This is a genomic window from uncultured Pseudoflavonifractor sp. (assembly GCF_944387275.1).
Classification (GTDB): Bacteria; Bacillota; Clostridia; order Oscillospirales; family Oscillospiraceae; genus Pseudoflavonifractor; species Pseudoflavonifractor intestinihominis.
This window is the reverse complement of sequence record NZ_CALXEG010000050.1, coordinates 1-19,376: the sequence shown is the minus strand read 5'-3', so window position 1 is coordinate 19,376 and position 19,376 is coordinate 1. Positions and strand designations below refer to the sequence as shown.

16 protein-coding genes, 1 tRNA gene and 1 other RNA gene are annotated in these 19,376 nt (G+C 65.4%); 8 read left to right on the top strand and 10 right to left on the bottom strand.

Annotation, left to right across the window (positions count from 1 at the left end; genetic code table 11):
- Positions 1-112 precede the first annotated feature (112 nt).
- Entirely contained in the window at positions 113-2,971 is a 2,859-nt protein-coding gene (locus Q0K23_RS11275) for a transglycosylase domain-containing protein (protein WP_294522199.1), read from the bottom strand.
- Between the two features lie 341 nt (positions 2,972-3,312).
- On the opposite strand from Q0K23_RS11275, the gene Q0K23_RS11270 reads away from it, so the two are divergent.
- Both Q0K23_RS11270 and ssrS read left to right on the top strand, forming a co-directional pair.
- Positions 3,313-3,618 (top strand): DUF1292 domain-containing protein, encoded by a 306-nt coding sequence (locus Q0K23_RS11270; protein ID WP_294522197.1) that lies wholly within the window; start codon positions 3,313-3,315, stop codon positions 3,616-3,618.
- A gap of 12 nt (positions 3,619-3,630) precedes the next feature.
- Positions 3,631-3,824, top strand: a non-coding RNA gene (gene ssrS, locus Q0K23_RS11265) — 6S RNA.
- A 48-nt stretch (positions 3,825-3,872) separates the two neighbouring features.
- On the opposite strand, the gene Q0K23_RS11260 is transcribed toward ssrS, so the two are convergent.
- Positions 3,873-4,577 carry a DUF6320 domain-containing protein gene (locus tag Q0K23_RS11260; RefSeq protein ID WP_294522195.1) on the bottom strand — a complete coding sequence of 235 codons (705 nt, stop codon included), beginning with the start codon at positions 4,575-4,577 and terminating at the stop codon, positions 3,873-3,875.
- A 32-nt stretch (positions 4,578-4,609) separates the two neighbouring features.
- Positions 4,610-5,899 carry a hypothetical protein gene (locus tag Q0K23_RS11255; protein WP_294522193.1) on the bottom strand — a complete coding sequence of 430 codons (1,290 nt, stop codon included), beginning with the start codon at positions 5,897-5,899 and terminating at the stop codon, positions 4,610-4,612.
- A 215-nt stretch (positions 5,900-6,114) separates the two neighbouring features.
- Here Q0K23_RS11255 and Q0K23_RS11250 point away from each other — a divergent pair, with 215 nt between their 5' ends.
- Entirely contained in the window at positions 6,115-7,080 is a 966-nt protein-coding gene (locus Q0K23_RS11250) for an alpha/beta hydrolase (protein WP_294522190.1), read from the top strand.
- Between the two features lie 59 nt (positions 7,081-7,139).
- Here Q0K23_RS11250 and brnQ read toward each other — a convergent pair whose 3' ends face one another.
- Positions 7,140-8,465 carry a branched-chain amino acid transport system II carrier protein gene (brnQ, locus tag Q0K23_RS11245; protein ID WP_294522187.1) on the bottom strand — a complete coding sequence of 442 codons (1,326 nt, stop codon included), beginning with the start codon at positions 8,463-8,465 and terminating at the stop codon, positions 7,140-7,142.
- A 110-nt stretch (positions 8,466-8,575) separates the two neighbouring features.
- Positions 8,576-8,746: a DUF362 domain-containing protein gene (locus tag Q0K23_RS11240; RefSeq protein ID WP_294522184.1), complete on the bottom strand. Its 171-nt coding sequence runs from the start codon at positions 8,744-8,746 to the stop codon at positions 8,576-8,578.
- A gap of 329 nt (positions 8,747-9,075) precedes the next feature.
- Here Q0K23_RS11240 and Q0K23_RS11235 point away from each other — a divergent pair, with 329 nt between their 5' ends.
- The 3 genes from Q0K23_RS11235 (at position 9,076) to Q0K23_RS11225 (ending at position 12,745) form a co-directional block, all read left to right on the top strand.
- Positions 9,076-11,592: an ATP-dependent Clp protease ATP-binding subunit gene (locus Q0K23_RS11235; protein ID WP_294522180.1), complete on the top strand. Its 2,517-nt coding sequence runs from the start codon at positions 9,076-9,078 to the stop codon at positions 11,590-11,592.
- A 1-nt stretch (position 11,593) separates the two neighbouring features.
- Entirely contained in the window at positions 11,594-12,106 is a 513-nt protein-coding gene (locus Q0K23_RS11230; RefSeq protein ID WP_294522177.1) for a DUF4358 domain-containing protein, read from the top strand.
- A gap of 201 nt (positions 12,107-12,307) precedes the next feature.
- Positions 12,308-12,745, top strand: a complete 438-nt coding sequence (locus Q0K23_RS11225) for a MarR family winged helix-turn-helix transcriptional regulator (protein ID WP_294522173.1) — start codon at positions 12,308-12,310, stop codon at positions 12,743-12,745.
- Positions 12,746-12,811: 66 nt separating this feature from the next.
- Here the strand turns inward: Q0K23_RS11225 and Q0K23_RS11220 are convergent, their stop codons facing one another.
- Genes Q0K23_RS11220 through Q0K23_RS11210 form a run of 3 tightly spaced genes read right to left on the bottom strand, consistent with a single transcriptional unit; the run spans position 12,812 to position 14,678 of the window.
- Positions 12,812-13,642: a Cof-type HAD-IIB family hydrolase gene (locus Q0K23_RS11220; protein WP_294522171.1), complete on the bottom strand. Its 831-nt coding sequence runs from the start codon at positions 13,640-13,642 to the stop codon at positions 12,812-12,814.
- Positions 13,639-14,082, bottom strand: a complete 444-nt coding sequence (locus Q0K23_RS11215) for a hypothetical protein (protein WP_294522168.1) — start codon at positions 14,080-14,082, stop codon at positions 13,639-13,641. Before Q0K23_RS11215 ends, Q0K23_RS11220 begins: the two co-directional genes overlap by 4 nt.
- On the bottom strand, positions 14,079-14,678 hold the full coding sequence (locus Q0K23_RS11210; RefSeq protein ID WP_294522167.1) for a GTP-binding protein: 600 nt from the start codon (positions 14,676-14,678) through the stop codon (positions 14,079-14,081). Before Q0K23_RS11210 ends, Q0K23_RS11215 begins: the two co-directional genes overlap by 4 nt.
- Positions 14,679-14,896: 218 nt before the next feature.
- Between Q0K23_RS11210 and malQ the strand changes: the two genes are divergently transcribed.
- The gene (malQ, locus tag Q0K23_RS11205) at positions 14,897-16,342 is read left to right on the top strand and encodes a 4-alpha-glucanotransferase (RefSeq protein ID WP_294522164.1); all 1,446 of its coding nucleotides are present in this window, start codon (positions 14,897-14,899) and stop codon (positions 16,340-16,342) included.
- A gap of 72 nt (positions 16,343-16,414) precedes the next feature.
- Here malQ and Q0K23_RS11200 read toward each other — a convergent pair whose 3' ends face one another.
- Together Q0K23_RS11200 and Q0K23_RS11195 are read right to left on the bottom strand one after the other, a co-directional pair.
- Complete coding sequence (locus tag Q0K23_RS11200; RefSeq protein ID WP_294522161.1) at positions 16,415-17,086, bottom strand: TIGR03936 family radical SAM-associated protein; 672 nt, start codon at positions 17,084-17,086, stop codon at positions 16,415-16,417.
- Positions 17,076-18,914, bottom strand: coding sequence for a TIGR03960 family B12-binding radical SAM protein (locus tag Q0K23_RS11195; protein ID WP_294522158.1), 1,839 nt, complete (start codon positions 18,912-18,914; stop codon positions 17,076-17,078). The genes Q0K23_RS11200 and Q0K23_RS11195 overlap by 11 nt, the downstream gene beginning before the upstream one ends.
- 258 nt (positions 18,915-19,172) lie before the next feature.
- Here Q0K23_RS11195 and Q0K23_RS11190 point away from each other — a divergent pair.
- Positions 19,173-19,259 (top strand) — tRNA-Ser (locus tag Q0K23_RS11190).
- Positions 19,260-19,376 lie beyond the last annotated feature (117 nt).

The window sequence follows — 19,376 nt, the reverse complement described above, 5'->3', positions numbered from 1 at the left end:
CTTCGTTGCCCAATCCTGCCTGACAGATGCCATAATCATAATTCTTTCAAATCACTTTCTTATGAGCACCTGTCCCAACCGGGGGGCTTCTTTGTATGACTGCGCGCTTACCTCAGGCCGCCGGGATATAGGGCTCCTCCGACGGCGTCTCGCTGGGGCTGGGGCTGGGCGTGGGTGTGGGCGTCACTTCGCCGCCCTCGCCGCCCTCCGGCGGAGTGGTCTCCCCGGGCTCCGTGGGCTCCCAGGGGTCGGTTCCCGGCGGCGTGCCCCCCGGCGTGGGCCAGGTGCTGCTGTCCTCGATGTCAAAGCCGGGCCACTGCTCCTGGGTGGGCCAGGTCTCAGGGTTGAGGAAGTCAAAGGTCTCAGGGTCGTACGCCTCCGGCTCGGTGTTCTCCACAAAGGGCCAGGTACTCTCGTCCTCCGGGTCGAAGCCGGGCCACTGGGCCTGGGTGGGCCAGGTGGTCTTGTCGTCGATGTTGAAGGTGGCCGGGTCATAGGGCAGCACCTCGTTGTGGACGGTGCAGTAGGCCCCCTGCCCCGCCTGGAGCAGATAGTCCTTGGTGAAGATGTCGTCGGCGATGCTGTAATTGCTGCCCACCCGCTCCCGGACAAAGTCCAGCACCGACACGGTGGACTTGCTGGACTCGGGGCAGTTGTCCCCGGCGATGTGGTACATGCCGGTGGGGTTGCCGTTGCTGTCCAGGAAGGGGTCGTCCAGGCAGATGGTCACCAGACCGCCCTCGGGGAAGGGGGTGGTGTTGTGGACGGTGCAGTACTCCGTGGGCGCGTCGCCCGCAAAGTAATACTCCTTTACGGTCTGGAGGCCACGGGGGTCCATGGCGCAGGCGTCGGTGGCGATCATGCCGCTCTCGGTGCAGATGGTCACCTCGGTCAGGCCGTCGGGCTGGGGGAAGTCCTTGTTCTCCAGGCCGGCGTGGATCTGGCTCATGACCTTGGTCCACATCTGGGCGGAGGGGTTGCCGTTGGAGGTGATGCGCTCCTGCTGGTCGTAGCCGCACCAGACCGCGGCGGTGTAGTAGGGCGTGTAGCCCACGAACCAGCGGTCCCGGTTGGAGTTGGTGGAACCGGTCTTGCCGGCCACGGTCATGTTCTCCAGAACGGCCTCGTAGCCGGTGGCGATGTTGCCGCTCACCCGGTCGTAGCTCACCACGTCCTTGAGCATGGAGTTGATATACCAGGCGGTGGTATCCTTCACAGCGGTGACGGGCACCCGGTCCTCATTGGTGTCCAGCAGCACGTTGCCCTTGGAGTCCAGCACCCGGTAGTAGGTGCGGCTCTCCAGGTAGGTGCCGCCCCGGGGGAACACGGAGTAGGCGGTGGCCATCTCCCGGACCGACACGCCGTTGGTCAGGCCGCCCATGGACAGGGGCGCCAGGGCCACGTCTGTCTTGACCTGGCCGCCCACCTCCTTCTGGTACACCAGGCCGGAGTCGCTGTTGGTGAAGCCCAGCTTGGTGGTCAGGAAGTCAAAGGACGCCTGGGGGGTCAGCAGAGCCAGGGTCTTGATGGCCACGGTGTTGGAGGAGATCTTGATGGCGTCCCGGACCGTCATGCGGCCCAGGTATCTGCCATAGGAGTTGCTGGGGTAGGGGCTGCCGTTCTCCAGCTGGTAGGGGCTGTCGTCAAAGACCGTGCCCGGCGTGATGAGCCCCATGTCGATGGCGGGGGCGTACACCGACAGAGGCTTGAAGGAGGAACCGGGGGCCCGCTTGCTGTCGGTGGCCCGGCTCCAGATACGGCTGCCCTCCTTCTCTCCCATGCCGCCGGACAGGGCCACGATGTTGCCGTCCGGGTCCACGATGACGATGGCGGACTGGAGCTGCTGGCCAGAGGAGGAGATGTAGGGCAGGTTGTCCATGTTCTCATACACCGAGTCCACAATGTTCTGGATGTCCATGTCCAGGCAGGTCTCGATGGTCAGGCCGCCGTAGTAGATCATGTTCAGCGCGGTGGTCTCGGAGTAGTCGTACTTCTCCATCAGGTCGGCCACCACGTCCGCGATCACCTGGTCCTCATACCAGGTATAGGCGGTCTCGTCCCGCTCCTCGTCCTCGCCCCGGACAAAGTTCAGTCCCGCGTCCAGCTCGGCCTTGGCCTGGTCGTACTCGGCCTGGGAGATCATCTCCAGCTCCAGCATCCGGCTGATGACCAGATTGGCACGCTTGGTGTTGTTCTCCTTGTTGAGGTAGGGGTTGTACATGGAGGGGTTGTTGGTGATGCTGATGAGGCTGGCGCACTCGGCCAGGGACAGCTGGGACACGTCCTTGCCGAAGTAGGTGTAGGCCGCGGTGTACACGCCGTTGCAGCGCTCGCCCAGGTAGATATAGTTGAGGTAGGCCTCCAGGATCTGGTCTTTGGAGTACTTCTTCTCAAACTCCAGAGCGCGGAAAATCTCCAAAATCTTCCGCTGCACCGTGACCTCCTTGTCGGTGGTCAGGTTCTTGATGAGCTGCTGGGTGATGGTGGAGCCGCCCTGGACGTCCCCGCCGGTGAACATGGTCAGCACGCCCTTGGCCGTGCGGATCCAGTCCACGCCGTGGTGCTCACGGAAGCGGTGGTCCTCGATGGCGATGGTGGCGTTGATCAGGTTCTGGGGGATGTCCTCATACTCCACCCAGACCCGGTTGCCGTCCGAGCCGTAGATGGTGCGCAGCTCCTGAAGGGTTCCGCTGCTGTCGTTGTAATACATGGTGCTGGAGAGAGACATGTCTACAATGAAGTCGCCCAGATTCAGGTCTGTCTGGGGTATGATCACCTGCTGGATATAGATCGCCGCAAAGCAGGCCAGGAAGGCACAGGTGGTGATACCGACCAGTACAAGCGTGCCCAGAACCTTGCCGATGGTGGCAAAGACATGGCCCACCGTACTGCCCTTTCTTCTGCGTTTTCTGCGCCGGGGCGCCGGGGTCTGACCCGGACTGCCGCTCCGGGTCTCGTTGGTATTGGCCAAAATAACACCTCCGTAAGCTATGGTGCTCTATCAATCGGTCCTCTGTTCTCTGTCTCCACGCGCCGATGGCTGCATCCGCCAGCCCGCGCTGAATCCCCCAAAAACAGCTCATTTTATCCGTTTTCGAAGGATTCCGCGGCATCTGCCGCACAAATAAACCGCAAAACGGTTTATCCAACAGCCCTTATTATAAACACAAATGCCCCTCTTGTCCACCCTAATGATTTACATTTCGCCTCCGGTGTAAACAGAGGATAAAATTTGGCTCGTCCCTCTCTTGCTTTTTTTCTGCATTCAGGTTACAATACCAGTGTAACATCGGAAAGGAAACGGTGCACACTATGAGCGAAGAGTACGGCCCGGATTTTATCACCGTCACGGATGAGGACGGCAACGAGTTTGAGCTGGAGCATCTGGACACCCTGGAGTACAACGGCCAGACCTACATGGCCTTCTTCCCCGCCGTCGAGGACGGCAAGGACGTGGAAGAGGTGGACCTGGACGAGGAGTACGGCCTCATCATCATGAAGGTGGTGGAGGTGGACGGCGAGGAGCAGCTCTCCACCCTGGACAGCGATGAGGAGCTGGAGATGGTCTACCAGCAGTTTATGGAGCAGCTGTTTGCGGACGAGGAGGAGGACCAGTAAAGTCTTCCTTTTCCCTCCCTGCTCGGTGCGTGATGGGCTTTATTTAAACCCACATTTCTAAAACGGGATGCCCCACTCATGGTGCGGATCGCAGGCCTCCCGACTCCCGAGGTCGGAAGTTGGAAGCGGAGAAACATCATGGAGGCAACCCACCTGCCATTTCGTGCAGGTTTTAAATGGGTCCACACGGCCAGAGCGGGGAGCTATAAGATGTCAAAACGCCTGCCGGCACAATGCCGGCAGGCGTTTTTGCTTTACATATGGAACCGGCGCCGGACCTCCTCCCGCAGGGAGGGCACACGCCGGACGATCACCAGGGGGATCACCAGGGCCACGCACACCGTCACCACGATCAGCGACCAGCCCGGCTGCCAGGCGCCGGTGAGGAACCGGTCCACAAACAGCTCCACCCCCAGCAGGAACAGCCCGATGGCCCCGATGATCAGGGTGGTGGTGGTGAGGATGGACCGCTTGCCGCCCCGGAAGATCAGCCCCAGGCACAGCACGATGGCGCCCCCCAGCAGAATGATGGGCAGCGCCAGGTGCCAGTACCAGTTCCCGCCCCCCAGGTCCAGGGAGATGAGGAACACGTACAGGGCCACGGCCAGGACGTCAAACACCAGCCGCACACACACCGGCATCCGCCGCAGCAGCAGCGGCGGCACGAACCACAGCCACAGCATCACCGCCGCGCCGATGACGTACAGCGACCAGGCCCGCTCCGCCCGCAAAAACAGGTTCAGCACGCCGCAGCACACCGCCACCGACAGCAGCATGGCGCTGATGAGCAGGGCCAGCTCCCCTCGGGCCACCGGCGGCACCTCCCCCTTCTCCGTGGGAAAAGGCTTGGGGCCCCACATGTCCACCGGCTGGTTGGGGTTGAGCACCGGCGTGTGGCACAGCGGACAGGACTGGGCCGTGTCGTCCAGCTCCACGCCGCAGTTGACACAGTATGACATATCCTTTCACCTCTGAGGCGGCCCTCCGGCCGTCAGTTTGTTCGGTTGCTCTCCACCCGCACGGGAATCCCTTCCTTCACCAGGTGGGTGAAAAACCGCCGCTCCGTCTCGCTGGACACCCCCGTGCCCGCAAAGGTCACCTCCATCACGTTGCCGTAGCTGATGGACGCGCAGTGGGGCGACGGCCGGGTGGCCTGGCCCAGGATGACCTCCATCCGCTGGATGTGGGGCGCCATCTCGGGGGGCACCTTGAACTGGCCCGGGTTGGTGTAGGTGGCCGAGTAGGGCCGGGCCGCCACCAGACGGTAGGACAGGGACATGACCGGGTTCTTCAGCACCACGGGGATCAGCTGGAGAAACCGGTTGGTGGTGAAGCGCACGTTGCCGGTGAACACCGCCCGCATCTCCTGCCGGTTGATGTTCAGGCGCATGAAGTGGTGCACCCGGTCCACGATCTCCTGAAAGGTGTACTCCCCCAGGGAGGGGTCGATGCAGGGCCGCACCGTGAGGATGAAATTCCGCAGGGTCTTGGACGGAAACCAGCCCCGCAGGTTGATGGGGATGGCCAGGGACACCGGCCGGGGCCGGTGGGGCTTCTCCGCCGCCTGGTTCTCCATGATGGCCTCCATCAGCACCGCCGCCAGATACTCCGTGATGGACGCGTTGTGGCTCTTGGCCACCGCCTTGAGCCTGTCCACCGGCATAAAGCCCATGGTCACGTTCAGGGTGTAAAAGGGTTCCGCTTCACTGGTGTTGGGGTAGGCCGTCTTCTGCCAGCCGCCCCGGAGCACCCTGTTCCCCGCATAGCGGGAATAGGCGTCCTCCATCTCCTCTCTGGCCGGGGGCTCATGGATGTCCAGAACCCCGCCGCCCTCGGGCACGTCCACCCCCGTCTCCCGCAGGTACACCGCCAGCAGCGTGCGGAAAAAGGTCAGCGCGCCGCTGCCGTCCGACAGGGCGTGGAACACCTCCAGGGAGATGCGCCGTCGGTAGTAGTAGAACCGCACCAGCCAGCCGTTGTCCTCCTTGAACCGCACCGGCTGGCAGGGGTTGGCGATGTCCGGCCGGACAAAGGGCCCCGGGGCGTCGTTGGGCTCCAGGTAGTACCAGAACAGCCCCTGCTTGATCCGCACCCGGAAGCCGGGAAAACGGGGCATCACCTGGTCCACCGCCCGCTGGAGGGCGGCCGGGTCCACTTCCTCCGTCATCACCGCCGAGAACCGGTAGATGGCCGAGTACTTCTCCTTCTGGATGGAGGCATAGAGCACGCCCGCGTTGTCCAGCGGATACCAGTCCGGCTTTTCCTTCTTGTGTCTGGCCATCTTCTCTCCCTCTTCTCCCGGTCCCCAGGACCGTTTCAGCGTCCATATTGTAGCATGGACGGAGCAAAACTACAACCCGCCCGCCGGCCGCAAATTCTGCCTCTTTTCTTTTCCCGTCCGGCATAGTATGATATAATCTATGTTTAATGTTACCCCATCCTGTATTTCCGGGCATTTCTCCCCGTTTCATCGCCCATTTTCCCAAGGAGGTCCCCATGGAACACACACCTGAAAAACGCCGGATGAAGCTCATCCGCCCCCTGGACCGCAGGGACACCCCCCAGGACCGGCGGCTGGCCCCCATGATGCGGGCCCTCAAGGCCATCCACTCCGCCACCTCCCCCGAGTCCATGGCCCCGGAGGACCTGGAGCGGCAGCGGGCCGCCCAGGAGCTGCTGGGCCGCCTGGCCGCCCCTATGCTGGGCATGCGGTGGGAGTCCTTCACCCTGGAGGGCATGAACGCCGCCTGGGTCCGGCCCGAACGGGGCCACGACCGGCGGCGGGCCGTGCTCTACTGCCACGGCGGCGGCTACACCAGCGGCAATCTGGGCTACTCCCGCCCCCTGGCCGCCAAGCTGGCCACCGTCACCGGCTGGGAGGTGCTGGCCTTTGAGTACCGCCTGGCCCCCGAGCACCCCTTCCCCGCCGCCGCCGACGACGCCATGAAGGCCTGGGACTACCTGATGTACCAGGGCTACGGCGCCCGGGACATCGTGGTGGCCGGCGACTCCGCCGGGGGCAACATGGCCCTGGTGCTCTGCCACCGGCTCAAAGCCATGGGCCGCAGGCTGCCCGCCCGCCTCATCCTCATGTCCCCCTGGACCGACATGACTGCCAGCGGCCGGTCCTACACCGAGCGGGCCGCCCTGGACCCCACCATCAGCCTGGCCTACATCAAGGCCGTCCGCACCGCCTACGCCCGGGGCCACGACCTGGCCGACCCCCTCCTCTCCCCCCTGTTCGGGGACTTCTCCGGCTTCCCCCCCACCCTGATCCAGGCCGGCAGCAACGAGCTGCTCCTCTCCGACTCCATCCGCCTCCGGGACCGGATGACCGCCGCCCAGGTGCCCTGCCGCCTGGAGGTGTGGAACGAGATGTGGCACGTGTTCCAGATGTTCCCCACCCGCAAGGCCAACCTGGCCATGGAGAGCATCGGCCGGTTCCTGCTGGAACAGTTTTAAGTCTCAACAGCAAAACGCCGCCCTCCGCATTGAATACGGAGGGCGGCGTTTTCTTTTGTTTATTCAAGCCGGGTCCGGCGTCCGCCCGTCGCCAGGGACAGGAGAATACCGACGGCGGCGCCCACCACCGCGGGCACCACCCAGCCCAGCCCCATGGACGCCAGAGGCGCTTTGGCCAGCAGTCCGGCCACCCCAGCGGGCAGCAGGGCCGCCCCCCGCAGAGCGGAGAGCACGCTGGCCACGCCGGTAAAGAGGATAGCCGCGGGGTACACGTACCGCAGGCCCTCCAGCCACCGCTGGCAGAAGGACAGGAGGATGAGCACAATGGCCACCGGGTAGATGGCGTTGAGCACCGGCACCGACACCTTGAGGATCATGTTCAGCCCCGCGTTGGACACCGCCATGCTCACCACGGCGAAAAACACCGCCCACCACCGGTAGGAGATCTTGGGAAACAGCCCGCAGAAGTACTCGCTGCAGCAGCTGATGAGGCCCACGCAGGTGTTGAAGCAGGAGATGACAAACACCGCCGCCAGAATGGCGCTGCCCCAGGGGCCGAACACGGCGGGCACCATCTTGGTGAGAATCTCCGCACCGTTGGCCGCGCCCGGGAAGACGCCGCCCGCCATGGCCCCGATGTGGGCCAGCATGGCGTAAATCGCCAGCAGCATGGCCCCGGCGATCCACCCCGCCCGGATGGTGGTGCGCACCACGCTCTTCTCGCGCTCCACACCCCGGGCCCTGATGTTCAGGGCGATGATGATGCCGAAGTTGAGGGCGGCGATGGTGTCCATGGTCTGGTAGCCGTCCACAAAGCCCTGAATGGCCGCGTTGCCGGTATAGCTGCCGCTGGGAGCGGCGTAGCCCCCCACCGGCTTGACCAGGCACCCCACAAAGAGCACCACGATCAGGGCGATGAGGATGGGGCAGAGGATCTTGCCCAGCCGGTCGGTGAGCCGCTCGGGCTGTAAGGCCAGGGCCAGGGCCGCGGCAAAGAACAGCACCGAGTAGATCAGCTGCAGCAGCCCGGCAGGCGCGCTCTCCCCCAGGAAGGGGGTGACCGCCATCTCAAAGGAGGTGCTGGCCGTCCTGGGGATGGCCAGGCAGGGGCCGATGGACAGGTAGATCAGAAAGGTGAACACCGCCGCGAACCAGGGGCTCACCCGGCCCGCCAGCTTGTCCAGCCCCCCGGAGCGGGCCACCGCCACCACGCCCAGAATGGGAAAGCCCACCGCCGACACCGCCAGCCCCACAAAGGCGATCCAGGTGCTGGTCCCGGCCTGCGCGCCGGTAAAGGGGGGAAAAATCAGGTTCCCCGCCCCAAAAAACATGGAAAACAGGGTGAACCCCACCAGCAGCAGTTCTCTCCCCTTCAGTTCCTTCATACATACCTCCTGTTTTCTGCCGGTATTCCCTGTTCCGGCTTCCTATTCCTGGTTGAGAGAAAAAAACAGCGGCGCCGTTGTCCGGCGCCGCTGTTTTTCATCAGAGTACATCAGCCCTGGGAGATGGCACCCACGGGGCAGGTCTCAGCGCAGGTACCGCAGTCGATGCAGGCATCAGCGTCGATGACATAGTGCTCGTCACCCTGGGAGATAGCGGACACGGGGCAGTTGCCCTCGCAGGAACCGCAGCTCACGCAGTCATTACCGATAACATAGGCCATTGGAAACACCTCCAATTCAAGTGTGATATCATTGTACCACAAGTTTTCCAAATTGCAATGCTAAATTGTGCGGAAGTCGGGTATATTTCCCTGTAGGCGGAAAAAATATAGGGAGCCGCACAGCGGCAGGTGATGTATTATTATGAAAAAAATACCTGATTCTATCTTTCGCATGGAGACGGCGGGCAGTCTGGCCCCCGACCTGGAGGGCGCGCCTGTCAGCGCCAGGCACCAAAACCGCACCAACGCAAAGGAGCATACACACTGTGAGAAAAAACAGGCAGACAAGGCGGCCCAGCCCCCAACCGGCGGCGGAAGGGCGTGAGGCCGTGAGCGGAACCAGATTCACCCAGCGGGCCCAGACCGCCCTGATGCTGGCCCAGACCTGCGCCGCCGAGCTGGGCCACGGCTACGTGGGCAGCGAGCACCTGCTGCTGGGCCTGGCCCGGGAGGAACAGGGCATGGCCGCCCGGGTGCTGCGCACCGCCGGCCTCTCCTCCGAGACCATCCGCGCCGCCATCGCCGGCATGGTGGGGATGGGCGCGCCGGGGGGCCAGCCCTCCCAGGGGCTCACCCCCAGGTGCAAGAAGATCATCGAGCTGGCCCTGGCCCAGTCCGCCCGGCTGGGCTGCTCCTACGTGGGCACCGAGCACCTGCTGCTGGGCATCCTCCAGGAGGGAGACGGGGTGGCCGCCCGGGTCATCGCCGACAGCGGCGTGGACGCCCGCAGGCTGTACGGCGACGTGATGGCCGCCCTGGGAGGCGACGGCGCCTCCTTCTACCGCGGCCCGGGCCGCCCCCGGTCGGAGCGGGACTTTGCCGAGGGCGGCCGGGACACCAAGCTGGCCGACCAGTTCTCCAAAGACCTGACCCGCCTGGCCGCCGGCCACCTGCTGGACCCGGTGGTGGGCCGGGACAGGGAGATCCGCCGGGTCATCCAGATCCTCTCCCGGCGCACCAAGAACAACCCCGCCCTCATCGGCGAGCCCGGCGTGGGCAAGACCGCCATCGCTGAGGGCCTGGCCCTGCGCATCGCCGCCGGAGACGTGCCCGACGAGCTGCGCCGCAAGCGGCTGCTCTCCCTGGACCTGTCCTCCATGGTGGCGGGCACCAAGTACCGGGGTGAGTTTGAAGAGCGGGTGAAGAACATCCTCGCCGAAGTGCGCCGGGCGGGCAACATCATCCTCTTCATCGACGAGCTCCACACCATCGTGGGCGCCGGGTCGGCGGAGGGGGCCATCGACGCGGCCAACATCATCAAGCCCGCCCTGGGCCGGGGCGAGCTCCAGGTCATCGGCGCCACCACCGTGGACGAGTACCGGAAATATATCGAGAAGGACGCCGCCCTGGAGCGCCGGTTCCAGCCGGTGACCGTGGCCGAGCCCGACCTCCAGACCGCCGCCGCCATCCTCCGGGGCGTCCGGGACCGGTACGAGGCCCACCACAAGCTGACCATCAGCGACCAGGCCATCGAGGCGGCGGTGGCCCTGTCCGCCCGGTATATCGGCGACCGCCGCCTGCCCGACAAGGCCATCGACCTCATCGACGAGGCCGCCTCTCGGGTGCGCATGGAGCGGCTGGCCACGCCCCCCGCCCTGCGCCAGCTGGAGGAGCGGGCCGAACAGGCCTGCCGGGAGAAGGAGGAGGCCATCCGCAACCAGAACTTCGAGAAGGCCGCCATGCTCCGGGACGCGGAGGCCGACTTCCGCCGGGAGCTGGAGCTGAAAAAGGCCGCCCTCCGGGCCGGACAGCAGACCGGCTCCGTGTCCCCCGAGGACGTAGCCGCGGTGGTGGCCGAGTGGACCGGGGTGCCCGTCACCACCCTGACCCGGGAGGAATCCCAGCGGCTCATGGGCCTGGAGGAGGAGCTCCACCGGCAGGTGGTGGGCCAGGACGAGGCCGTGAAGGCGGTGGCCAAGGCGGTGCGGCGGGGCCGGGTGGGCCTGAAGGAGCCGGGCAGACCCACCGGCGTGTTCCTCTTCCTGGGCCCCACCGGCGTGGGCAAGACCGAGCTGTGCAAGGCCCTGGCCGCCGCCCTCTTCGGCAGCGCCGACGCCCTGCTCCGGTTCGACATGTCCGAGTATATGGAGCGGCACACCGTGTCCCGGCTGGTGGGCGCGCCGCCGGGCTATGTGGGCCACGAGGAGGGCGGCCAGCTCACCGAGAAGGTCCGCCGCCGCCCCTACTCCCTGGTGCTCTTCGACGAGATCGAGAAGGCCCACCAGGACATCTCGGGCATCCTGCTCCAGATCATGGAGGACGGCGTGCTCACCGACGCCCAGGGCCGGAAAACCGACTTCCGCAACACGGTGGTGGTCATGACCAGCAACGTGGGCGCGGCCCAGATCACAGGCCGCGGGGGCCGTCTGGGCTTCCGCGCCGCCGGCGCCGGGGAGACCCGCTCGCCCGAGGAGCTGCGGGGCGCTGTTCTGGAGGACCTGAAGCGGGTGTTCCGGCCGGAGTTCCTCAACCGGGTGGACGAGACCATCGTGTTCCGCCAGCTGACCCGGCAGGAGATCCGAGCCATCGCCGGGCGGATGCTCCGCGACGTGGCGGGGCGGATGGAGCGCCTGGGAGTGTCCCTGCGGGTCACCGACCGGGCCCTGGACCTGCTCGCCGAAAAGGGCTTTGAGCCCGACTACGGCGCCCGCCCCCTCCGCCGCACCATCCGCGCCCAGGTGGAGGACCCGGCCGCCGAGCTGCTCCTCTCCGGAGCCCTGGCCCGGGGCGGCCGGGCGGTGGTGGACGGGGACGGCGACAGTCTCACCGTCACGCCGGAACAGCCCGTCCCCGCCGTGCCCCGCCATCCGCCCCAGACCCAAACACAACAAGACAGGAGTTTTTGACATGAAACGGTTCTTTTCTCTCATCCTTCTCCCCATCCTGCTGCTCACCGGCTGCTCCGCAAAGCCGGAGTCCCAGCTCACCGCCCAGGAGCGGACCGAGCTCTACCGCTCCGCCATCCAGGACGCCCGGAGCCAGGATGAGAACGACGCCTACCCCATCATCACCTCGGACACCAACGACATGGCCCCCCTCCTGCTGGAGCTGATGGGCCTGTCCGCCGGGGACATGAGCGCCTACGCCATCTCCGCCTCCGCCATGAACGTGCGGGCCTACGGCGTGGCCGCCGTCTACCCCGCCGAGGGCAAGGACGAGACGGTGAAGGAGGCCCTGCGGGACTTTGTGGACCGGCAGAAGCAGAGCTTTGAGCAGTACCTGGCCGACCAGTACGACATCGCCGCCAACGCCCGGCTGGAGACCCTGGAGGACGGCACCATCCTGCTGGTCATGTGCGACGGCCAGGACCAGGTGTTCACCGCCATTCGCTCCGCCGTGGAGGCGGGCGCAAAGGGCTGAGTACGGCCCGCTCTCCCCGCGCCGGAACCCCTGCGCGGGGAGAGTGTACATGGCGGAGCCGTTGGGGCAGAACGGATTTGTGGGAAAAAGAAATTGACATTCTTTTCACATCTGCTACAATTGTATTGCTAACAGTTGGCATAGGAACCATCTGTCAGGCTCCCTCCCGGAGCCTTCCGTTTGTAAAGGAATGCTGTCTCTATGGATGTCCCCTTCAGTATCGCGCTGCTGAAAACCTACCACGCCCAGAACAACGTCTTCCGCCCCATGATCGCCGAGCTGGGCCTGTCGGTGGGCCAGCCCAAGATCCTCGGCTTTCTCACCCGCCACGACGGCTGCATGCAGAAGGACCTGGCCGCCATGTGCGACATCGAGCCCGCCACCATCTCCCGCCTGCTGGACAAGATGGAAGCCGACGGCCTCATCACCCGGAAGGCCGTGGCGGGCAACAAACGGGCCACCGCCATCTCCCTCACCCCCAGCGGGTACGCCCGCCACGAGGCCTCCATGGAGCTGCGCCGCCAGCTGGAGGAGATGGAGCTCTCTGGCTTCTCCGAGGAGGAAAAGGCCCTGTTCTACCAGTTCCTGGTCCGGCTCTACAAAAACCTGACCGGCGAGGCCAGCGTGGAAGAACCCTGATCCCCCCTGTCTCCGGACAACAGACAGCGCCCTGTGCATGTTCTGCACAGGGCGCTGTTTTATGCCCTATTCCGTCCCGATCCGGTCCATCAGGGCCTCCACCGCCTTGGCCACGCCCCCCTGGTCGTTGGAGGCGGTCACCATGTCCGCCGCCTGCCGGGCCAGGGCCGAGCCGTTGCCCATGGCCACCGAGCAGCCCGCCCAGGCGAACATATCCAGGTCGTTGTTGCTGTCCCCCAGGGCCAGCACCTCTTCGGCCCCGATGCCCAGATGGGCGCACAGCGCCTCAAGTCCAAAGCGCTTGGCGGCCCCGGCGTGGCTCACCTCTATGTGGAGATGGACGGGGTAGGTGACGACATAGAGCCCGCCCATGGCCTCCAGCTTCACCTGCACGTCCTCCAGCGCAGCCGCGTCCGGGAGGAAATCCACGTCCACCTTCTCCACCGTCCGCTCCCCCAAAGCCCCCTCCAGACTGTCCACCCGGTCGTCATACCGGAAGCGGAGAAGATCAAAGTCGGACACCGGCGGACGGCGCTCCAGCTCCCCCCGCTCCACGTAGATCCGGTTGTCACAGTACACCTCGATCAGCGGGTCATAGGGCGCCAGCACCGCTATGACGGCCCGCCGCTGCTCCGGCGTGAGCCCCCGCTCCGCCAGCCGCCGCCCGGTGCGCAGGTCGGTCACCGCCGCGCCCTGGGAGGACACCGCGTAGCCCACGCAGCCCAGCTGCGCCGCCGCGTCCTCCATCATCACCAGGGACCGGCCGCTGGCCAGCACGATCTCCGCACCCTTCTCCGCCGCCCGGCGCAGGGCGCGGATGTTCTCCTCCGGCACCGTGGCCCCGTCCCGGGCCAGCAGCGTGCCGTCCAGATCCACCGCGATCATCCGAATGCTCATGCCTTTCCCTCCCCTTCCCCGCCGAACAGGCCGTCCAGGACGGCCTGGGTCACGGCGCGGGTATTCAGCAAGGAGACCACCTTCACCGCCACATCGTATCTCCGCACCAGTCCGTCCGGCTGCCAGCCCACGCCGCAGGCGCCGTCCACCGTGCCCAGCCGGGTGACCGACAGGGCGGCCGAGCCCGCGCCGCACCTGATCTGGGCCGTCACATGACCGGCCACCACGCCGTCCACCGCCAGACGCTGCGCCACCGCCGCCAGCCCCACCGCCACCCGGCCGGCCACCTCTCCGGCGGTCGCCGGCTCCGGCAGGCGGACCGTCCACTTCCCCCCGCACTCCAGCGCGCCGTCCAGCAGGCGGCGGGCCGGGCCGCCGGGGTCACCGCTCCCGCACACGGGGCCGCGGCTGTGGTCCTCCTCATGGACATGGCCGTTCACTGCGCTTCACCTATCCCTTCCAGAATGATCTGCCAGAGGACCGTGTCCTCCGTTTTCCCGGCGCTGACCGTCCGCACCCGGGCGCCGTCCGCCCAGCGGGCGATCAGATCCAGCTGCTCCCCGGTGGGCCGCACCACGTCCGCCTTGTTGACCAGCACCAGCTCCGCGCCCCTGAGCTGGCCCTCCAGCACAGGCCCCACCACTCCGCTGAGCACGCCGAACCGGGCGGCATCCACCACGCACACAGGGTGGACCGGTATATCCGGGCGGCCGCCCCTGCGGAAGGCGGCGCACACGCCGTCCATCATCGCCAGGCCGGTCATCTCCGCCACCAGCCAGTCCGGGTTGACCTCGTCCGCGATGCGTCCCACGGCCTGAACCGGGTCCCCGGAGAGCTTGCAGCAGGCACAGCCCCGGAAGAGGGGCTCCACCGCGATCCGCCCCTCTCCCCCAGGGGCGCTGTCCGCCTCCATGGGGCCTATCTCGCCCTCTATGACCGCCGAGGTCCCCTCCAACCGGGCGATGGCCCGGATCACCCGGTTGAGTACCGCGGTCTTGCCGGAACCGGGAAATCCGCCCAGCAGAAGTATTTTCATTCCACGTCCCCACCTTTTGGCCGTATATCACTCTGATTGTACGCTACAGCCGCTGCCGCCGCAAGTTGTTTTTGCCCGCTGCCGTCTCTTTTCCCGCTGCCGCGGGTTTCCAGTCTTGTGGTTTTGTCCCGCAGGCATTATAATAATATGCGTATGCGATGATTACCGGGCGCCGGGGCCCTGCCGGTCCCTACTCCGCCGGAAAGGATGGAATGCGAATGGACGGACGCTCCAGCGGAATCCTCCTCCCTGTCTTCTCCCTGCCGGGCCCCTACGGCATCGGCACCATGGGGAAGGAGTCCCGCGGCTTTATCGACTTTCTGGCCTCGGCCAATCAGCACTACTGGCAGATCCTTCCCCTGGTCCCACCGGGGGGCGGCGACTCCCCCTATATGTCCCCCTCCTCCTTTGCGGGCAACCCCTTCTTCCTGGACCTGGAGGAGCTGGCCGATGAGGGGCTCCTCACCCGTGAGGAGCTGGACTCCGCCCGCCACGACAACCCCGACCGGGTGGACTACGGCTTCCTCCGCCGCACCCGCATCCCCCTGCTGCGCAAGGCCTGGGAGCGGGGCAAGGAACTCTGGGCCCCCAGGATGAAGGCCTTCCTCACCTTCGCCCACTGGGCAGAGGATTACGCCCGCTTCTCCGCCCTGCGGGAGGAGCTGGACCTGCCCCCCGCCGAGTGGCCCTCCCCCACCCCCGAGCCGGAGGAGGACGACGTCAACTTCCACATCTTCCTCCAGACCGTCTTCTTCCGCCAGTGGCACGCCCTCAAGCGGTACGCCAACGAGAAGAACGTGTCCATCATCGGCGACCTGCCCATCTACGTCTCCGAGGACGGCGCCGACTTCTGGGCCAGGCCCGAGCTGTTCCAGCTGGACGAAAAGGGTCATCCCGCCGCCGTGGCCGGCGTGCCCCCCGACGCCTTCTCCGCCACCGGCCAGCACTGGGGCAACCCCCTCTACGACTGGAAGGGCCACCGGAAGGAGGTCTTCGACTGGTGGGTGGAGCGGATGGCCTGGGCCGCCGAGCTGTACGACGTGGTGCGCATCGACCACTTCCGGGCCTTTTACAACTACTGGTCCATCCCCGCCGGGGACACGGTGGCCACCTACGGCCACTGGGAGCCCGGCCCGGGCATGGAGCTGCTCCAGCGCTTCCAGGACGAGGTGCCCAGCCTGAACATCATCGCCGAGGACCTGGGCGCCCTGGAGGAGGACGTGCTGGAGTTCATCGCCAAGAGCGGACTGCCCGGCATGAAGGTGCTGGTCTACGCCTTTGACCCCAACGGCGAGAGCGCCTACCTGCCCCACAACTGCCAGCCCGACTCGGTGGTGTACACCGGTACCCACGACACCCCCACCTTTGTCCAGTGGCTCTTCCAGGAGGCCTCCCCCGGCGAGCGGGACTACGCCATCAAATACCTCCGCCTCCGGGAGGACGAGGGCTACGGCTGGGGCGCCGTGTGCGGCGCGTGGAGCACCATGAGCCGCCTGGCCATGGCGCCCCTCCAGGACCTGCTGGGCCTGGGCGCCGACGCCCGCATGAACACCCCCGGCACCGCCGGCCCCCACAACTGGACCTGGCGGGTCCGCTCCGCCGCCCTCAACCCCGATGTGGCGGGCAAGCTGGCCGACATCACCAGAACCTACCGCAGAGGATAAAACTTCTCAAACATGCAACCATGAAAAAAGAGGTCTCCGCACATGGCGGAGACCTCTTTTTTATTATTATGGTTATTCCCAGGGCTGGAACTGGGCGTCCAGCACGTCCTTCCGGTGGAAGGCCACATAGTCCGGGGACGCCTCGGGACAGTGCTCCCGGATAGCCGACACGATCAGCTCCGGATTCAGGCCCGGGTTCTGGGCCCGGATGATCAGGTCCAGGGCGATGGTGTCCCGCCGCCCCTCCACCGTGAACTTGGCGATGAGGGGGATCAGGTCCACCTCCACCTGGCCGCTCTTGGCCTTCTTGGACTTCTTGACCACCACCAGGCTCTCCCGGCTCAGCAGGTCCCGGATGGCGGTCTCCGCCCCGAAGGGCGCGCCGTTCTCATACTCCAGGGTGACAATATAGTTGACGTAGGTCAGGGCCTTCACGGGCTGGACCGCCTCGTAGCACTTCTGCACCGTGATCCCCTCGGGCAGCACCGCGTTCATCCGCCCGGACACCTCGCTCAGCTCCGCGCCGCCCCGCAGCTCGAACTCCAGCACCTCGCACTGGCTGGAAAAGCCCACCGACAGCGGCAGCGGAATGGACACAAAGGCGTGAGGGTTGAAGCCCTCGGTGTGGGTGATCTCGATCCCCGCCCGGAGAAACGCCCGCTGGAAGGTGCGCATCAGGTCCAGATGGGAGATGTACTTGGCCCGCCCCGCCTTGGTAAAGCGCAGCCGGTTACTATTCCGCATCGCACTCACCTCCCGGATAGAGCTTGTCCGCCCCGCAGCCGGTGCACTGCTTCCGGCAGTCGGGGGTGATCTTGTTCTGGTAGCACTGCTCCCGCTCCCGCCACAGGAAGGGCTTGCGCACACCGGTGGAAATCATGTCCCAGGGCAGAACCTCGTCCTTGTCCCGCTGACGGGAGGCGTAGAAGTCCATGGACAGGCCGCAGGAGGCAAAGGCGTCCTGCCAGCGCTGGAAGTCAAAATACTCGCTCCAGGAGTCAAACTTGGCCCCGTTCCGCCAGGCCTCCTCGATCACGTCGGCCACACGGCGGTCGCCACGGGCAAACACCGCCTCCAGCACGCTGGTGTCTGGGTCGTGCCAGTTGTAGCTGATGGAACGGCCCCGCATATTGTCCCGCAGCAGCTTCACCCGCCGCTGGTACTCCTCCATGGAGATCTGCCCCTCCCACTGGAAGGCGGTGTGGGGCTTGGGCACAAAGAAGGAGGTGGACACCGTAATCCGCACGCCCCGGCGGGGCTCCGGCGTGGTCTCACGCCAGGCCTGGTACACCTTCTCCGCCAGGTCGGCGATGCCCAGCACGTCCTCGTCGGTCTCGGTGGGCAGGCCCAGCATGAAGTACAGCTTCACCGACGACCAGCCGCCGGAAAAAGCCGTGCGGCAGGACTGGAGGATGTCCTCCTCGGTGACGTTCTTGTTGATGGCGTCCCGCAGGCGCTGGGTGCCCGCCTCGGGCGCAAAGGTCAGGCCCGACTTCTTGCCGTGCTGAAGGCGGTGCATCAGGTTCATGGAGAAGTTGTCCGCCCGCAGGGAGGGCAGCGCCAGGCTCACCTTCTCCGGCTCGCACCACTCCAGCAGCCCGTCGCACAGCTTGAGCAGGTGGCGGTAGTCGCTGGTGGACAGGGACGACAGGGTCATCTCCTGGTAGCCCGAGTCCTTGCAGGCCTCGATGCCGTACTTCACCAGCAGCTCCGGATCACGGGACCGGACCGGCCGGTAGGCGTACCCCGCCTGACAGAACCGGCAGCCCCGGATGCAGCCCCGGAACACCTCCAGGGTCACCTTGTCCTGGGTGATCTCGGTGGAGGGCACAATGGTCTTCACCGGGAAGTAGGACTTGTTGAAGTCCTGGACGATCCGCTTGGTCACCACCGCGGGCGCGCCCTCCCGGGGCGTGATGGCCGCCACGGTGCCGTCCTCGTGGTAGGAGATATCATAGAGGGAGGGCACGTACAGGCCGGGAATCTTGGCCGCGGCCAGAAGGAACTCCTCCTTCTCCCAGCCCTCGCTCTTGGCCTTGCGGTACAGCTCCAGCAGCTCCACCGACACGTCCTCCCCTTCGCCCAGGGAGAAGATGTCCACAAAGGGGGCCAGCGGCTCCGGGTTGAAGGCGCAGGTGCCCCCCGCCACAATGATAGGAGACAGCTCCCGCCGCTCCTCCGCCCGCACGGGCAGACCCGCCAGGTCCAGCATATTGAGCACGTTGGTGTAGGCCATCTCGTAGCCCAGCGAGAAGCCGATCATATCAAAGTCCGCGATGGAGTCGCCGCTCTCCAGGCCGTAGAGGGGCAGGCCCTCGGAGCGCATCTCCTCCTCCATGTCCCCCCAGGGGGCGAACACCCGCTCGCACCAGCACCAGGGCAGGTTGTTCATCACGCCGTAGAGAATGCGCACGCCCAGATTGGACATGCCGATCTCATAGGTATCCGGGAAGCAGAGGGCATACCGCACCTCCACCTTCCGCCGGTCCTTGACCACTGCGTTGTATTCTCCCCCCGTGTACCGGGCGGGCTTCTGCACCCTGGGCAGGATGCGTTCCAGACTACGATTCATGCCAAACCCCCGTCAGTCCGTTCCATTTTTCGTTAACCGTTATATTTTACCCTTTATAGGTGCGCTTGGCAAGTCCATTTTCTGCTTTTTCAAACTTATTTCGCGGACCATGGTCTTTTTTGCCCTCTGCTTCCCGCCGCCCTTCCTCCGCTCCCACTCATCACTCGGACTTTTTTCAGAAATTTTTATTTTTCGGTTGACAAGCTATCTTGGATATGATATTATTCTAACCGTTGCATCTGACTTGAACCCGGGCGTGGAGAGATGTCCGAGTGGTTTAAGGAGCCGGTCTTGAAAACCGGTGACTCGCAAGAGCCGTGGGTTCGAATCCCACTCTCTCCGCCACTTTTCTTTCCGAAAGCCGGCAGCGAGTCGTGCGATGCATATGCGCATCCCGGCCGATACGCAGAAGTACCCAAGTGGCCGAAGGGGCTCCCCTGCTAAGGGAGTAGGCGGGTAAAA

What these genes read in the sequence shown, in the direction of transcription:
- Q0K23_RS11195 (WP_294522158.1), bottom strand. Translation starts at nt 18,914, where the DNA reads ATGAATCGTAGTCTGGAACGCATCCTGCCCAGGGTGCAGAAGCCCGCC.
- malQ (WP_294522164.1), top strand. Translation starts at nt 14,897, where the DNA reads ATGGACGGACGCTCCAGCGGAATCCTCCTCCCTGTCTTCTCCCTGCCG.
- Q0K23_RS11210 (WP_294522167.1), bottom strand. Translation starts at nt 14,678, where the DNA reads ATGAAAATACTTCTGCTGGGCGGATTTCCCGGTTCCGGCAAGACCGCG.
- brnQ (WP_294522187.1), bottom strand. Translation starts at nt 8,465, where the DNA reads ATGAAGGAACTGAAGGGGAGAGAACTGCTGCTGGTGGGGTTCACCCTG.
- Q0K23_RS11260 (WP_294522195.1), bottom strand. Translation starts at nt 4,577, where the DNA reads ATGTCATACTGTGTCAACTGCGGCGTGGAGCTGGACGACACGGCCCAG.
- Q0K23_RS11220 (WP_294522171.1), bottom strand. Translation starts at nt 13,642, where the DNA reads ATGAGCATTCGGATGATCGCGGTGGATCTGGACGGCACGCTGCTGGCC.
- Q0K23_RS11225 (WP_294522173.1), top strand. Translation starts at nt 12,308, where the DNA reads ATGGATGTCCCCTTCAGTATCGCGCTGCTGAAAACCTACCACGCCCAG.
- Q0K23_RS11255 (WP_294522193.1), bottom strand. Translation starts at nt 5,899, where the DNA reads ATGGCCAGACACAAGAAGGAAAAGCCGGACTGGTATCCGCTGGACAAC.
- Q0K23_RS11240 (WP_294522184.1), bottom strand. Translation starts at nt 8,746, where the DNA reads ATGGCCTATGTTATCGGTAATGACTGCGTGAGCTGCGGTTCCTGCGAG.
- Q0K23_RS11250 (WP_294522190.1), top strand. Translation starts at nt 6,115, where the DNA reads ATGGAACACACACCTGAAAAACGCCGGATGAAGCTCATCCGCCCCCTG.
- Q0K23_RS11200 (WP_294522161.1), bottom strand. Translation starts at nt 17,086, where the DNA reads ATGCGGAATAGTAACCGGCTGCGCTTTACCAAGGCGGGGCGGGCCAAG.
- Q0K23_RS11230 (WP_294522177.1), top strand. Translation starts at nt 11,594, where the DNA reads ATGAAACGGTTCTTTTCTCTCATCCTTCTCCCCATCCTGCTGCTCACC.
- Q0K23_RS11270 (WP_294522197.1), top strand. Translation starts at nt 3,313, where the DNA reads ATGAGCGAAGAGTACGGCCCGGATTTTATCACCGTCACGGATGAGGAC.